The sequence below is a fragment of the Xanthomonas melonis genome, from assembly GCF_020783655.1.
GTDB lineage: Bacteria > Pseudomonadota > Gammaproteobacteria > Xanthomonadales > Xanthomonadaceae > Xanthomonas > Xanthomonas melonis.
Genome location: NZ_JAJGQH010000002.1, coordinates 125,216 through 139,785, shown reverse-complemented (window position 1 = coordinate 139,785; position 14,570 = coordinate 125,216). Strand labels below are relative to the sequence as shown.

Below are 14,570 nucleotides of genomic sequence, written 5' to 3'. Positions count from 1 at the left end.
CACCGATGGTGTCATCTTCCATCCAGTGCAATATCGGCTTGCGCCGCTGCGGCTGCCGTGGGTGCACGCGCGGGCATTGCCGGGTGTACCGCAAGGCGCCGCATCGCCGGTGCGATCTGCGCGCGGAAGCGCCGCACCACCCAGGCCTCGTCCAGCAGCGCGAATGCGAAGAAGCCGAGCAGGGTACCCGCCACCAGCGTGGGTGCGTGTGCGAAGGTGCCGGGCAGCAACAGGCTCAGCCACAGGAAGATATTGGGCAAGGTCTGCAGAAGATGGATATCCGAAACGATGGCGGGATGGATGGCCCTGCCGCTCACGCGTTGATAGGTGCGCAGATAGACCGCGCTGCCCAGCCGACATGCCAGCAGCAGGGCGAACGGCAACAGTAACGCCGCCCACGCCTGCCATCCGCCGTGCGACAGGGCATCGGTCAATGCGCTGCCGCCCGCACGCAGCGCGACCAGCAGCGCCATGGGCACCATCGTCAGCGAACCCACCCAGGCCCAATTGGTGGCCAGCTTGCCGGCCGCGATCGGACGTGCGTGGCGCCAGCCCTGGGCCAGCAGCGAAGGAAATCCGAGTGCGAGCAGCAACACCACAAAGAAGCGCTCCAGCGCATGCGCGTTGCCCAGCACCTCGTGGTGATCCAGGAACAGCACCAGCAACGCCACCGGCAACAGGATCGACAGCACCAGGGTGTAGCGTGCGGCGAAGAAGTAATCGCCGCCGCGCGCCAGCGAGAAGGACGGCACCGACAGCGCCGGCGGTACGATCAGCAGCAACCCCAGCACATGGACCCATGCGTTCTGGAACCGGGTCAGCAGGATCATCGCCAGCCCTGCCCGCGCCAGGCTGAGCATGCTCAGTGCGATGTTCTCCGGCCCCCGCGTCAGTCGCAGCGCGCCCGGTGCGATGCGTACCGAAAGAAAGAACGCATTGACCGCCAACAGAGCGACGACGGCCGTGGAATTGATGGCATGCGGCAGCGTCACTCCGGCGCAGGCAAGGGCGAAGCCGGCCAGCGCGGCGATCAGCATCCACTGCAGCAGGTGGATCTCGGTCAGCTCGCCAAGTGCGTTCAGGCGCGAGGAGCTGTGTGCGGTCAGGCGTTTGAGTTCGTCCCACGACAAGGGGCGCGAATTGGGCAGCCGGAAATCGATGTAGCGGTCGGGCGTAAGGCCGGAGGCGATCAATGCGAACACCTCGACGATGTACTTGTGCGCTACGACCAGGATCCGCTTGCCCTGGCGGTCCAGGGGCGCCAGAACGGTGTCGTAGTAGTGCTTGCAGCGGGCATACATGTCCATCCAGTGCTCGCCGTCGGGCGGCGCGCCATTGGCGTCGTGGAAACAGGCGTCGAACAGGCGGTGCCCGATCGACTTCTTGATCAGAGTCTTGTTCCTGCCTGCGAAGATGCCGAAGTCGCGCTCCACCAATGCGGCGCTGGACACCATGTGCGGCATCTCGGCGCTGCCTTCCAGGATGATCGCCGCCGTGGCCTGGGCGCGTTCGAGCGTGGAGACATGCACTTCGTCGAAGCGCAGTGCGCGTTGCCGGATGTAGTCGGCGGCCTGCCTGGCCTGCCGTCTTCCGAGCGGAGTGAGTGGCGAGTTCTGCGCACCGGCAAAATAGTTCTGTTCGTTGGCGAGCGATTCGCCATGACGGACGAAGTACAGAGGCATCGGGCTGTTCCGGTTGGCTCCACTGTTCGATGCGATGAACGCGCCGTGCCGTCACGCGGCAACGATCGCCATCGCGGTCAACCGTTCCGCATGCCTGTCGCCGAGAGGGCAGAGCATGCGGCCGGTTGCGTGGTAGGTCCGCTGTGCAGCGCCGTTTGTTGCATTGGGTGACTATTTATTCTCGATCAGTTCATCGTGTGGCGAGGCCTGGACCATGGCAGCTGCGTATCCTGGCGACGACACGCGGGTGCATGCAGCCTCCGCGCGTTTCGCGGGAGGCTGCATATGGATCGCCAGGTGATCACATGCCGGGCAGGTGCGTGGCAGGTGACCTGGTTGGGCTGGTGACGCCTGAACCAGGCGCCGGTCACCGGCGCTCGAAAGTCTTCAGCGGCGCCACATGCGCGCACCGCGCGCCGGCAGCGTGAAGGTATAGGAACTGCTGGAGATGCGTACCACGTCGCCCGAGCCCAGCGCATCCACGTAATCGGCATTCCAATACAGCACGCTGTTGTTCATGCCCACCGTGGTGGTGACCGGATTGCCGCACTTGTTGATGCCGACGATGCCCAGGCTGCCACGACGAAACAGGATGTGGCACGAGCTCGACGACAGCACCTGCATGTCGGTCCCCTGCACGCCATTATGGAAGCCGATCATGCGACGCAGATCGTCGCGCTGGTAGGCGTTGACCCAGCGGTTGTCGCCGCTTTCGTTGTTGTCGGTATAGATCATCGGCGTGCCTCCGTTGCGTCCGATCAGGTAGGCATAGGCCAGGGTTTCATCCACCGGATCGAGGATGGCGTAGCGGAAACCGGCATTGTTGGGGATGTCGTGGGTGATGGCGAAGGTCACCGCGCGATTGCCCGGCAGCGCCTGCCCAGCCGCGGCCGGATCCACCAGTTGCTGCATGCTGGCGCCGATGGCGAAGGCGTTGCGCACTGCATTGAACAATGGGAAATCGTATGCAGCATGCGGAGTGGACTGCAGATACGGTGCGAGGAACTGGTCGTAGTCGCTGTTGCCGCTGCCGCCACCGGTGATCACCTCGCCGAACACATGCACGCCGGATCTGATGCCGGCATCGAAGACCCGGTTGAGGTGGTCGAAGCTCATGTGCTTGGCCGCATCCACGCGAAAGCCGGTCACGCCCAGACCCTTGAGCGCCTGCAGATAGGCGCGTTGCTGGTCGATCACCCAGGTGTTGACGAGCAGGTCGGGTAGACCGGGATCGCTGCCGCCGCCGCAGATACGGTAGTTGCGCACCTGGAAGGCGTCGTTGTAATTGGTGATGCACTGCGCCGGACCGAAATCGCTGCCGCTGAGAAAGTTCGACTGCAAGGTGCCGAACAGGCGCAGCGAGTCGTAGCGGCCAGGATTGGCGGCGTACTGCGACAGCACGGCACTGCCGGGATAGTTGAGGTCCGGGCGCGTGGCCGCCTCGTTGGCCATATGGTTGAACACGATATCGGCATAGGTTGCCACGCCGTTGTTGGCCAGCGCCTGCACCATGCGTCGGAACGCGACGGTGTCGCCGAGCGGATTGTCGATCAGGCGGATGTCCTGCGGTTGGTAGCGCGCCCACCAGGCGCTGCCCTGCGAACGATAGGCGGGTGCCACCAGCACTTTGCGGTAGCCTGCGTCGGCAATCTGCTTGGCGCGTGCTTCGACGGTGGCATAAGGCCAGTTGAAGGCGTGCAGGATGACATCGGCCTGCACGTTGGCGGTGACCAGCAGCAGCGTCAGCATGGTCAGCAGCGCGCGGGCGCTGCGTCGCAGGAGTAAGGAGGGCGAGTGAGCAAGAGCGGTGCGCATCGGTGGTTCTCCAATGGGTGGGCGCGGGCAGGCGAATGCATCGCGCTGCCCACAGCAAGGCCTCCGGCCCCTGTTCCGGAAAGCGCGCGCACGGCGTGCAGCGCGCGGTGATGCTAAGCGCGCATCGCGGCGCAGCATCGGTGGTGTGCATACGTATTCAATGCAACGCGCCGCTGAAGTGCGTGCGATGTTCGGCAGTAATCGCGTGGCCGGTCGCACAATGCGACGTGGCTTGCGGGTCTCGATGCGGGCGTCTGGTTGCTGTCTCTCTCAGCGACGAGCGTGTCTGAGATGCGACGCGGGAACTGGGCCGGCGCCTGATACGCACCGGTGGTACGGCAGACGCGGGTGCGCTGCAACGTCAGGTGTCATCCAAACGAGGACAAGCCCGCGATCCGGCCAGGGCGACCGGTGCGTGCCGGTCCGCTCATGTGGTGAAACGCACCTTCGATGTGTTGCCCGCAGCAGGCGTCGCCTCATCCGTCGCCAGCGCAGCGTTTGCTACATGGGAGGCAGGCAGGTACTCAGCGATAGGCGTGGCGGAGCTCATTGCCTGCGTGCAAGGACTGCAGTGTGGACAGCGGGACCTCGACCTGCTCGTCGGTGTAGTACGCCGGCTGCCTGGCGCTGCTGCTGCCCGCGTCGCGTTCGGCACCTTTCCACTTGTCGTAGCCCTTGTTCGGCAGCGCCAGGGTAATGGTCTGTCCGTTGACGCGATCGACCCGCACCACGCCATAGGCATGCCCTTCATAAGCGCCGGGGGCTACGGTCTGCAGATCGACGGTGTACAGGTCGCCTTGCGCTGGCCGGGCCAGCAATGCATCGTCGCGCTTGGATGTCTGCGCGGCGCTGAAGGCACCGAACACCACGACGACCGCGATCAGGCCCAGCAGAACCAGTCCACCGAAACGGCGGTAGGCGGGAATGGGAGGCTTGCCCCGCGTCTGTTCGAACGTCCGGGTCTCCAGCGGGGTGGCCTGGTTGCAGCCGTCGCAGACGCGCAGGTACTGCTTCTTGGTCACCCAGCTGAAGACGTACCACAGGTGCGCATAGCGGTAATGCAGGACATGCCGGAAGCTGCGCTGCTGCGCGCACTGGTCGCAGTGCGCACCTTCTGCTGCGCCGAGCGCGATCGCGTCGCCGCCTGATCCCCAAATGATCATTCTTCGTCCTTGAATGGTTGTGAGTGCCGCATGATAGTGCGTGTTCAGGCTTTTAGGCGGGATCCTGGCCGGAACCGCGACGTACGCTTGCGGTCGGTTGGCCGGCGGCGCAGGCCTGGCGCGCTAAACTGCCGGTCAGTTCATTGCCGATCCCTCCCATGCGTAATCCATTGCAAGAACAGCTGCTCAAGGCCGGCCTGGTCAAGAAGGCCCAGGTGGACAAGGTGGCGCGAGAGCAGGTCAAGCAGCGTCACGCCAAGGGCGGGGCGGCCGTACCGGCGGCGGCCGACAAGGTGGATGCTGCGCGTCTGCAGGCCGAGCGGGCCGAGCGCGACCGGGCCCTTGCCGAAGAGCGCAATGCGCAGCTGCGTAAACAGGAAGTGCTGGCCCAGGTGCGGCAGATCGTGGAGACCAGCAAGGTCAAGCGCGAGGGCGAGATCGACTACCGGTTCAATGACGGCAGCGTCATTCGCAGCGTGTTGGTCAATCCCGCCTTGCGCAGCCAGCTGGCCAGCGGCGCGTTGGTGATCGTGCGGCACGGCGAAGGTTTCGAACTGATTCCGCGCGTGGCGGCCGAGAAGGTGTACAGCCGCGATGCGGCGACCGTGGTGCTCGATCACGGCCGCAGCACTGCACCGGCTTCCAGTGACAGCGATGACGACTATTACAGCCAGTTCAAGGTGCCCGACGATCTGATCTGGTGAGGCCGCAATGGCCCTGGCGTGGCCTATCGCTCGATGCCCGTAGCGGTGCGCCGACAGCGGCGATGCATGTCGTGCATCGCCGCCTGTTCGCCGGCACAGGCCTGCGGTAAGCGACACACGCAGGAGTTACCCTTGACGGCCTAGCCGCTGCCCGCACTGCCATGTCCATCGTTCTTACCGCGTTTGCCCGCCCCCGTCTTTTTCCGCGCGATGGCCGCCGCAATGCCATCCAGGACTGCACGCCCGAGCAGTTCATCCAGTATCTCAACGACACCTCACCGTTGCGCGTGATCGAAGGCTACGCCCCGTTCTGCCAGCTGCACGTACATCGCAACTGGACCAGCACGCGCTGCCTGACGGTGCCGATCACCGCCGACAACCGGCACCTGCTGCGTTCGGGCTATGAGGCGCGCAATACGCAGGAGCTTCCCGTCCTGGTGCGCTGGTTCGAAGGCGTCGAGTCGCCGGTTGCGCAGTACATGGTGCCGATCCTGTACAGCCGCGATCAGTTGGCCAAGGAAGGCGCGCCGATCGATGCGGACTGGGGCGTGGTGGGTTGCCTGTACACCGCTGAGCCCGATGACATCCCGATGGCGCCGATCACGATGTTGCGCAATGCGCTGGGCGTGGAAGAGGGCGGCTCCGGCGTGCCGCTGGACCGCGAGGCCTACCGGCGCAGCGTGGCGTTCTGGGAGGCCAATGCGAACTGGCGATAAAGCGTGGCCTTGCCTGTCAGGGGCGCCGCGCAGGCACTCAGTGGGCCGGGAGAGATCGATGACGCGGGCCTGTAAGGAGCGCCAAGTCGGCTGACGCAAGGTGATGGCCAGTCAATGCCCGCCGCCGTCGACGTACATGGCGGAAAGGTGTTGCGCGTTGGGCCAGTGTTGACCGAGGCGTCTTAGCCTGCACTTCTGTCGAAGCGGCGGTGCTTGGAGAGGTCGTCGAAGTATCGGCCGTGGCTTTGCTTCAAGTCGGACATGTCATTAGCTTCAAGAACGACGATCTCATCCCCATTGTGCTGTCCTGCCAATCCGATTTCGACTGCGAGTTTATCCTTTGAGGCGGATATGCCGTCGCGATACTCCGTCAGTCGTACAACGCTTCTCGATTTGCGGTTGTAGTGGACAAGGTAAAACATCCTCATATCCCCCTCAAGATTTCGCTACCAATAAGAACTCTAGCGCGGGACATTGCGGCTTCGAAGATCCGCTTTGCCTGTTGCTCCTCTTTTCTGATTGATGCCCATTCTTCATTTGAAACCCTCTTTCTTTTCGCACGGGATAGTTCCAATTTTGCCCTGGCGTAGCGTTCGTTTGCTAATTCAGTCGATTCGAGTGATGCGGCGAGTTCGAGCAGATGTCGCTGCAGGTGGTTTGGCCCACCACCATACTTGACTTCCTGTCCATGGAGGTCAGCCATTCTTTCAGAAATACTCGCCCAGTAGTTTTGTATCAGCGTTCGCACTTGAACTTCGACTGTCTTGCCTTCTGTTCTGATCAGTACATGTGTCGCGCGATAACCGTTGCTTGTCTCAATCGTACGTTCTACGACGCGTGTATCATCGAACCATTGCCTCAGTCCGTCCACGACTTGAAGTTGCTCCGCAAGCGACCGGGTGATGACCCTGCAGCCTGCAATATCTTGAATTTGAGAAAGCCGGGAGCTTCCGCGGCGAAGTTTTTCAACGATAGAAATAGTCGATTTGAACCGCCCTGTCGCTGAGAGGAAAAGCTTTTCCTTCAAAATCCGGAGTACATGGTTGTATGCGGGAATAAATCCAGATCGATAAACCTCAAGCTCGCTCAGTGCCGCTGCGTCGTCAACGCCGTCCCTGAGTCGTTCTCCGAGGCGGGTGACTTGACTGTTGCTCAGCAATGCGATTCTCCAAGGTGCCGTGGGAGGGAGGGTTTCTTCCGTCCCACGGCTGAAACTCAGTAGCGGTAATGATCCGGCTTGAACGGGCCTTCCACCGGCACGCCGAGGTAATCGGCCTGGTCCTTGGTCAGGGTGGTCAGCTTCACGCCGATCTTTTCCAGATGCAGACGCGCAACTTCTTCATCCAGGTGCTTGGGCAGGATGTAGACCTTCTTCTCGTAGCTGTCGCGCTTTTCCCACAGGTCGATCTGGGCCAGGGTCTGGTTGGCGAAGGAGTTGGACATCACGAAGCTCGGGTGGCCGGTGGCACAACCCAGGTTGACCAGGCGGCCGTCGGCCAGCAGGAAGATCGCATTGCCGTTGGGGAACACGTACTTGTCGACCTGCGGCTTGATGTTGATCGTCTGCACGTCCTTCAGCGCCTTGAGCGCATCGACCTGGATCTCGTTGTCGAAGTGGCCGATGTTGCAGACGATGGCCTGGTCCTTCATCGCCTGCAGGTGGGCGACGGTGATGATGTCCTTGTTGCCGGTGGTGGTGACATAGATGTCGGCACGGCCCAGGGTGGATTCGATGGTGTTGACCTCGAAGCCTTCCATCGAGGCCTGCAGCGCGCAGATCGGGTCGATCTCGGTCACGATCACGCGGGCGCCATAGGCGCGCAGCGAAGCGGCGCTGCCCTTGCCGACGTCGCCGTAGCCGCAGACCACCGCGACCTTGCCGGCCAGCATCACGTCCATCGCGCGCTTGAGGCCATCGGCCAGCGACTCGCGGCAGCCGTAGAGGTTGTCGAACTTGCTCTTGGTGACCGAGTCGTTGACGTTGATGGCCGGGATCAGCAGCTTGCCGGCTTCGGCGATCTGGTAAAGGCGGTGCACGCCGGTGGTGGTCTCTTCGGACACGCCCTTCCAGTCCTTGACCACACGGGCCCAGTAGCCCGGGCGCTCCACCGCCACGCGCTTGAGCAGCGCCTTGATCACGCCTTCCTCGTGCGAAGAGGCCGGCTCGTCGACCCAGGTGCTGCCATTTTCGAGCTCATAGCCCTTGTGGATCAGCAAGGTGACGTCGCCGCCGTCGTCCACCACCAGTTCCGGGCCGGTGAGGGTGCCGTCGGGCAGGGTGAAGGTCAGCGCGTCCAGCGTGCAGTCCCAGTATTCCTCCAGCGTTTCGCCCTTCCAGGCGAACACGGGGGTGCCGGTCGCAGCGATCGCCGCGGCCGCGTGGTCCTGGGTGGAGAAGATGTTGCACGAGGCCCAGCGCACGTTGGCGCCGATGTCCTTGAGTGTCTCGATCAGCACGGCGGTCTGGATGGTCATGTGCAGCGAGCCGGTGATGCGCACGTCCTTCAGCGGCTTGGTCTGCGCATGCTTGCGGCGGATCGACATCAGGCCCGGCATCTCGTGCTCGGCGATATCCAGCTCCTTGCGGCCCCAGTCGGCCAGGGAGATGTCGGCGATCTTGTAATCGGCGTGCGGGGTGATCTTTGTGACAGCGTTCATGCATGGCTCCGGTAGGCAAACGAATGTCTGCAATTCCGGGCGCCGTTGAACGGTGACTGCTGGTCGAGCCTGGCCGTGTGCCTGCACCAATGGTGCAGGCGGCGGATCAGTCCGCCCTACCGGTCGCAGCGCCCCTCGACGAGAGCGCCGATTATATCGGCAGCACCCCCGAACGGGATGAATTGGTCCTGCCCCCCACCAACGGCAGGGGAGCCGCCGCCGCGCGGCTGCTATGGTCCGGGGTCGATCATGACCGGGGAAGGACGATGCAGGCGAGGCGGAACGCGAAGGGCGGGCGGCGGTACACCTGGGCGATGGCGGGAGCCCTGGTCTTGAGCATGCCGTTGCTGGCCGCCACGGCTGCGCAGCCGGTCCCCGCAGCAGATGGCGGCTATCAGCTGCCCTCCAAGGCGTTGCAGGCGGTGGTGGATGCCCCGCGCGCGCCGTTGCTGCAGCTGTCGCCGCAGCGCGACCTTGCGGCCATGCTGCAGTTGCCGGCGCTGCCGGACATCGCCGAAGTGGCCCAGCCCGAACTGAAGCTGGCCGGCGTGCGCATCCATCCGAAGACCTTTGCCGCCAGTCGCTTTTCGTTCGCCAGCAAGCTGTGGCTGTTGTCGACGGCCGATGGCAGCGAGCGGCAGATCGCCGGACTACCCACGCCACTGTCGCTGGCGGCCTTGAGCTGGTCGCCGGATCAGCGCTATCTGGCGTTCCGTCGCGAAGATGCCGCCAGCGGCGCCAACGAGTTGTGGCTGGTGGATGTGGCCGCTGGCCGCGCACGGCGGCTGCTGACCGGCCTGAACACCAGTCTGGACGATGCATTGCGCTGGTTGCCCGACAGCAGTGGCCTGCTGCAGCAGCAGCGAGTGCCAGGGCAGGGCGCGCCGCCGTCGCGCGATGCGACCCCGGCCGGCCCGGCCGTCCAGCAGACCACGGCCGCTGCCGGCGTGCGCTCGCTGCCGACCTACCAGGACCTGTTGCGTAACGAAGCCGATGCGCGCGTGTTCGAGTACTACGCCACCGGCCAGCCGATCATCGTCGGCGTGGACGGGCAGGTACGCCCGATCGCCACGCCCGGCATCTATCTCGATCTTGCGGTATCGCCGGATGGACGCTACATCCTCAGCGAACGCAGCGAGCGTCCGTTCTCCTACCTGGTGCCGGTGAGCAGTTTTGCCCGCCGCATCGAGGTGCTGGATCAGCAGGGTAGGCGGGTGCGACAGATCGCCAGCCTGCCGTTGGTGGAAGGCCTGCCGACCGGCAACGATGCGGTACCGACCGGGGTGCGCGAGATCGCCTGGCGCAACGATGCTCCGGCCACCTTGGTGTGGGCCGAAGCGCAGGACGGCGGCGACCCGGCGCGCGATAGCGCCATCCGCGACGCGGTGCTGATGCAGGCCGCCCCGTTCGACCGGGCACCGGTGACGCTGGCACGGCTAGGTAGCCGTTTCGATGGCGTGCAATGGGGGCGGGGCGATCTGGCGATCCTGAGCGAGAGCTGGTGGAAGACGCGCCGCACCAAGCAATGGCGTATCGCACCGGATCAGCCGCAGCGCGCGCCCGAACTGCTGTGGGACCGCTCCTCGCAGGATCGCTACAACGACCCCGGCACGCCGGCCACCCTCGTCGACCACAGGGGCCAGCCGGTGCTGCAGACCGGTGCCGATGGCAACAGCCTGTTCCTGCTGGGCAAGGGCGCTTCGCCGGAAGGCGACCGGCCGTTCGTGGATCGCTTCGATCTGCGCAGCAAGCAGGCCACCCGGCTGTTCCATTCGCGCGCGCCCAGCTATGCCGCGCCCATCGCGTTGCTGGATGCGCCGGCCACGCAACTGCTGCTCAGTCGCGAATCGCCGGAAGAGCCGGCCAACTACTTCGTGCAACCGCTGGGCGACGGCGCGGGTGCTGCGCGCGCATTGACCCGTTTCGCGCATCCGCTGCCGCAGTTGCGTGGCGTGCGGAAGGAGCAGATCCGTTACAAGCGTGCCGATGGCGTGGACCTCACCGCCACGCTGCTGTTGCCGCCAGGCTACGACCCCAAGCGCGATGGCCCGCGGCCGCTGCTGATGTGGGCGTACCCTGGCGAGTTCAAAAGCGCCGACACTGCCAGCCAGGTCACCGACTCGCCGTACCGTTTCAATGCGATCAGCTACTGGGGGCCACAGGCGTTCCTGGCGACCGGCTATGTGGTGCTCAACAATCCCACCATGCCGATCGTCGGCGAAGGCGATGCCGAGCCCAACGATACCTACGTGCCGCAACTGATCGCCGATGCACAGGCCGCGGTGGACGAGGTGGTGCGACGCGGAGTCGCCGACCGCGAGCGCATCGCCATCGGTGGGCATTCCTACGGCGCCTTCATGACCGCCAACCTGCTCGCGCACACGCGCCTGTTCAAGGCCGGCATCGCCCGCAGCGGCGCCTACAACCGCACGCTCACCCCGTTCGGTTTCCAGGCCGAAGAGCGCAACTACTGGCAGGCGCAGTCGGTGTACCAGGCGATGTCGCCCTTCAACTATGCCGACAAGATCAAGGATCCGCTGCTGCTGATCCATGGCCAGGACGACAACAACACCGGCACCTTCCCGATCCAGAGCGAGCGCATGTTCGCCGCGATCAAGGGCCTTGGCGGCACCGCGCGGTTGGTGATGCTGCCCAACGAGTCGCACGCCTATCGCGCACGGCAATCGATCATGCAGATGCTGGCCGAAAGCGAGCAATGGCTGAAGACCACCATCGGCGATCCCTCCGTGCCGGCTGCGGCGCCGTCCAAATCATCCAAGCGGTGAGGCGCTGATCGGCGCCTGCAAGCTACACCCAGAAGCGCGCCCGGGCGCGACGAGGCTCTATCGGTAAAGCCTCGTCGCGCCGGGGTTCGCTCCTGCGTATCGATTGCCGGCGTCCGGCGACGCATTTCAATGACGCGCACGAACGCAACTGTAACTGGCGCGCGATGGTTCGCCCTGAAACCGTCTTGCACGACGCAACCCTCTAATCCTTTTGGGTTAGTCTTCGACGACTTTGCGCTTGAAGAGGGTGTGCGTTTCCGATGAACGAGTACCGCAGCAGTCTTGTGTTCGCTACCCCCGATCTGCCCTTGCGCGACGATGTGCGTCGGCTCGGTGCGCTGGTCGGCGACCTGCTCGCCGAGCAGGTGTCTGCGGAATTCTTCGACGAGATCGAACGCGTCCGCACCGCGGCGATCTCGCGCCGTGAAAGCGATGCACCGCCTTCCACGTTGAGCGAACAGCTCAGCAGCCGCGCACCGCGCGATGCCGAATCGCTGGTGCGTGCTTTCAGCACGTATTTCCAGGTGGTCAACATCGCCGAGCGCGTGCACCGTATCCGCCGCCGCCGCGACTACCAGCGCAGCGGCACCGATACGCCGCAGCCGGACGGCCTGCACGATGCAGTGCGCCGGCTCAAGGCGCAGGGCGTGACCCTGGACGAACTCAGCGACTGGTTGCCGCGCATCGATGTGGAGCCGGTGTTCACCGCGCACCCCACCGAGGCGGTCCGCCGTGCGCTGCTGGAAAAAGAGCAGTTGATGGTCGCCAGCCTGGTCGACAACCTGGATGGCATGCGCACACCCAACGAGCGCGCCAGCGATGCGGCGCGCTTCCGCATGGCCTTGACCGCGTCCTGGCAGACCGCCGATTCCTCGCCGGTGCGCCCCACCGTGGACGACGAACGCGAGCACGTCGGCTTCTATCTCACCCAGGTGCTCTACCGCGTCATCCCGGTGATGTACGAAACCCTGGAACACGCCATCGAAGAGACCTACGGCAGCGTGCCGGCCTTGCCGCGCCTGCTGCGCTTCGGCACCTGGGTGGGCGGGGACATGGACGGCAATCCCAATGTGGATGCCGCCACCATCGCCGCCACCCTGGATGCGCAGCGCCGCGCGGTGCTGGAGCGCTACCAGAAGGAGCTGTGGCAGCTGGCCAGCCTGCTCAGTCAATCGACCACGCTGGTGGCGGTGAGCCCGGAGCTCACCGCGCAGCTGGAACGCTATCGCGCGCTGCTGCCCGAGGCCGCCGCACGTTCGCGCCCGCGCCACGGCGACATGCCGTACCGCCTGCTCAATGACCTGATGCGTGCGCGTCTGCAGGCCACGCTGGACGATGCGGACGGCGCCTACGCCGGCCCGACCGAGCTCGAACACGACCTGCAACTGATCCTGGACAGCCTGCAGGCCAACAAGGGCCTGCACGCCGGCTGGTTTGCGGTGCGCCGGCTGCTGTGGCGCGTGCGCAGCTTCGGCTTCCACCTGGCGCGGCTGGATGTACGCCAGGAATCGAGCGTGCATGCGCGCGCAGTGGCCGATGCGCTGGGCCAGGGCGACTGGGAGGGGCAGGATGCGACCCAGCGCGCGGCCGTGCTCGGCCCGTACGCCGCCGGCGAGCAGGCGCTGCCGCGCGTGGACGACGAAGGCAATGCACGGCTGGATGCGGTGTTCGCCGCGCTCGCCGATGCGCGCACGCGTCACGGCGCCGATGCGCTGGGCAGCTACATCATCTCGATGGCACACAACCGCGCCGATGTGCTCACCGTGCTGGCGCTGGCCCGCCGCGGTGGTCTGGTCGATGACGCCGGCGCAGTACCGCTGGATATCGTGCCGCTGTTCGAGACCGTAGACGATCTGCGCGGCGGCACCGGCACCGTGCAGGACCTGTTGGCCGACCCGGTGTACCGCCAGCATCTGGCGGCGCGTGGCGACACCCAGATGGTGATGCTGGGCTATTCGGACAGCGGCAAGGACGGCGGCATTGCCGCCTCGCGCTGGGGTCTGCAGCGCGCCCAGGTCGAATTGCTGGAAGCCGCCGCCGAACTCGGCGTGCGGCTGACCTTCTTCCATGGTCGCGGCGGCTCGATCGTGCGCGGTGGCGGCAAGACCACGCGCGCGCTGGATGCCGCGCCGCGTGGCAGCGTGGATGGCCGCCTGCGCGTCACCGAGCAGGGCGAGGTGATCCACCGCAAGTACGGCATCCGGGCACTGGCGCTGCGTTCGCTGGAGCAGATGACCGGTGCGGTATTGCTCTCGAGCCTGCGTCCGCGCGCGCCCGAGCCGCGCGAGGCGCATTGGCGGCCGGTGATGGATCTGGTGGCCGAACGCAGCAGCGTGGCCTACCGCGCCTTCGTCGGCGCGCCGGACTTCATGCAGTATTTCCGTCTGGCCACGCCGATCGACGTGATCGAACGCATGACGCTGGGCTCGCGCCCCTCGCGCCGGCTGGGCCAGGATGCCGCGTTGTCGAACCTGCGTGCGATTCCGTGGGTGTTCGCGTGGAGCCAGGCGCGTGCGGTGATTCCGGGCTGGTATGGCGTGGGCAGTGGCCTGCAGGCGGCGGTGGATGCCGGGCACGAAGACACCTTGCGCGAGATGGCGCAGGACTGGCCGTTCTTCCGCACCTTCCTGGACGACATCGCCATGGTGCTGTCCAAGGGCGACCTCGCCATCGCCGAACTGTTTTCGCGGCTGTCGGGTGATCTGCACGCCCGCTTCTTCCCGCAGATCCGCGACGAACTGGCGCTGACCAAGGGCTGGGTCAAGGCGCTGCTGCAGCAGCAATCGTTGTTGCAGCACGACCCGCGGCTGGCCCTGTCGATCCGCCTGCGCAACCCGTACATCGACCCGATCAGCGTGTTGCAGGTGGACCTGCTGCAGCGTTGGCGGGCCACCGATGGCCAGGACGAGGAACTGCTGCGGGCGTTGGTGGCTTGCGTCAACGGCGTGGCGCAGGGCGTGCAGAACACCGGCTGAGCGTACCGTCCGTCGGCGCAGTGACGCAGTGGCGAAGCGGCCTCTGGCGCAACCGGACAAATCTGTCCGAT

Annotated in this window: 10 protein-coding genes and 1 riboswitch; of the genes, 4 read left to right on the top strand and 6 right to left on the bottom strand. The window is 65.2% G+C overall.

Annotation, left to right across the window (positions count from 1 at the left end):
* Positions 1 to 11: 11 nt before the first annotated feature.
* From LL964_RS02455 to LL964_RS02445, 3 genes are all read right to left on the bottom strand, one after another.
* Entirely contained in the window at positions 12 to 1,682 is a 1,671-nt protein-coding gene (locus LL964_RS02455) for a histidine phosphatase family protein (protein ID WP_228329367.1), read from the bottom strand.
* Between the two features lie 387 nt (positions 1,683 to 2,069).
* Positions 2,070 to 3,440, bottom strand: a complete 1,371-nt coding sequence (locus tag LL964_RS02450; protein ID WP_208621386.1) for an alpha-amylase family protein — start codon at positions 3,438 to 3,440, stop codon at positions 2,070 to 2,072.
* 581 nt (positions 3,441 to 4,021) lie between these two features.
* On the bottom strand, positions 4,022 to 4,660 hold the full coding sequence (locus LL964_RS02445) for a hypothetical protein (protein ID WP_104584872.1): 639 nt from the start codon (positions 4,658 to 4,660) through the stop codon (positions 4,022 to 4,024).
* A gap of 158 nt (positions 4,661 to 4,818) precedes the next feature.
* Here LL964_RS02445 and LL964_RS02440 point away from each other — a divergent pair, with 158 nt between their 5' ends.
* Together LL964_RS02440 and LL964_RS02435 are read left to right on the top strand one after the other, a co-directional pair.
* On the top strand, positions 4,819 to 5,364 hold the full coding sequence (locus tag LL964_RS02440; RefSeq protein WP_104584870.1) for a DUF2058 domain-containing protein: 546 nt from the start codon (positions 4,819 to 4,821) through the stop codon (positions 5,362 to 5,364).
* Positions 5,365 to 5,525: 161 nt separating this feature from the next.
* Positions 5,526 to 6,080, top strand: a complete 555-nt coding sequence (locus LL964_RS02435; protein ID WP_104584868.1) for a DUF3228 family protein — start codon at positions 5,526 to 5,528, stop codon at positions 6,078 to 6,080.
* A 182-nt stretch (positions 6,081 to 6,262) separates the two neighbouring features.
* Here LL964_RS02435 and LL964_RS02430 read toward each other — a convergent pair whose 3' ends face one another.
* From LL964_RS02430 to ahcY, 3 genes are read right to left on the bottom strand one after another with little or no spacing between them, the layout of a single operon-like run.
* Entirely contained in the window at positions 6,263 to 6,502 is a 240-nt protein-coding gene (locus LL964_RS02430; protein WP_104584866.1) for a hypothetical protein, read from the bottom strand.
* A 2-nt stretch (positions 6,503 to 6,504) separates the two neighbouring features.
* Positions 6,505 to 7,239, bottom strand: a complete 735-nt coding sequence (locus LL964_RS02425) for a hypothetical protein (RefSeq protein ID WP_167395174.1) — start codon at positions 7,237 to 7,239, stop codon at positions 6,505 to 6,507.
* A gap of 56 nt (positions 7,240 to 7,295) precedes the next feature.
* Entirely contained in the window at positions 7,296 to 8,738 is a 1,443-nt protein-coding gene (gene ahcY / locus LL964_RS02420) for an adenosylhomocysteinase (protein WP_104584862.1), read from the bottom strand.
* Positions 8,739 to 8,768: 30 nt separating this feature from the next.
* A riboswitch (S-adenosyl-L-homocysteine riboswitch) is annotated at positions 8,769 to 8,881 on the bottom strand.
* Positions 8,882 to 9,052: 171 nt separating this feature from the next.
* Here ahcY and LL964_RS02415 point away from each other — a divergent pair.
* Both LL964_RS02415 and ppc read left to right on the top strand, forming a co-directional pair.
* Positions 9,053 to 11,524, top strand: coding sequence for a S9 family peptidase (locus LL964_RS02415; protein ID WP_146092299.1), 2,472 nt, complete (start codon positions 9,053 to 9,055; stop codon positions 11,522 to 11,524).
* Positions 11,525 to 11,784: 260 nt separating this feature from the next.
* The gene (ppc, locus tag LL964_RS02410; RefSeq protein ID WP_104584858.1) at positions 11,785 to 14,499 is read left to right on the top strand and encodes a phosphoenolpyruvate carboxylase; all 2,715 of its coding nucleotides are present in this window, start codon (positions 11,785 to 11,787) and stop codon (positions 14,497 to 14,499) included.
* The last annotated feature ends 71 nt before the right edge of the window (positions 14,500 to 14,570 follow it).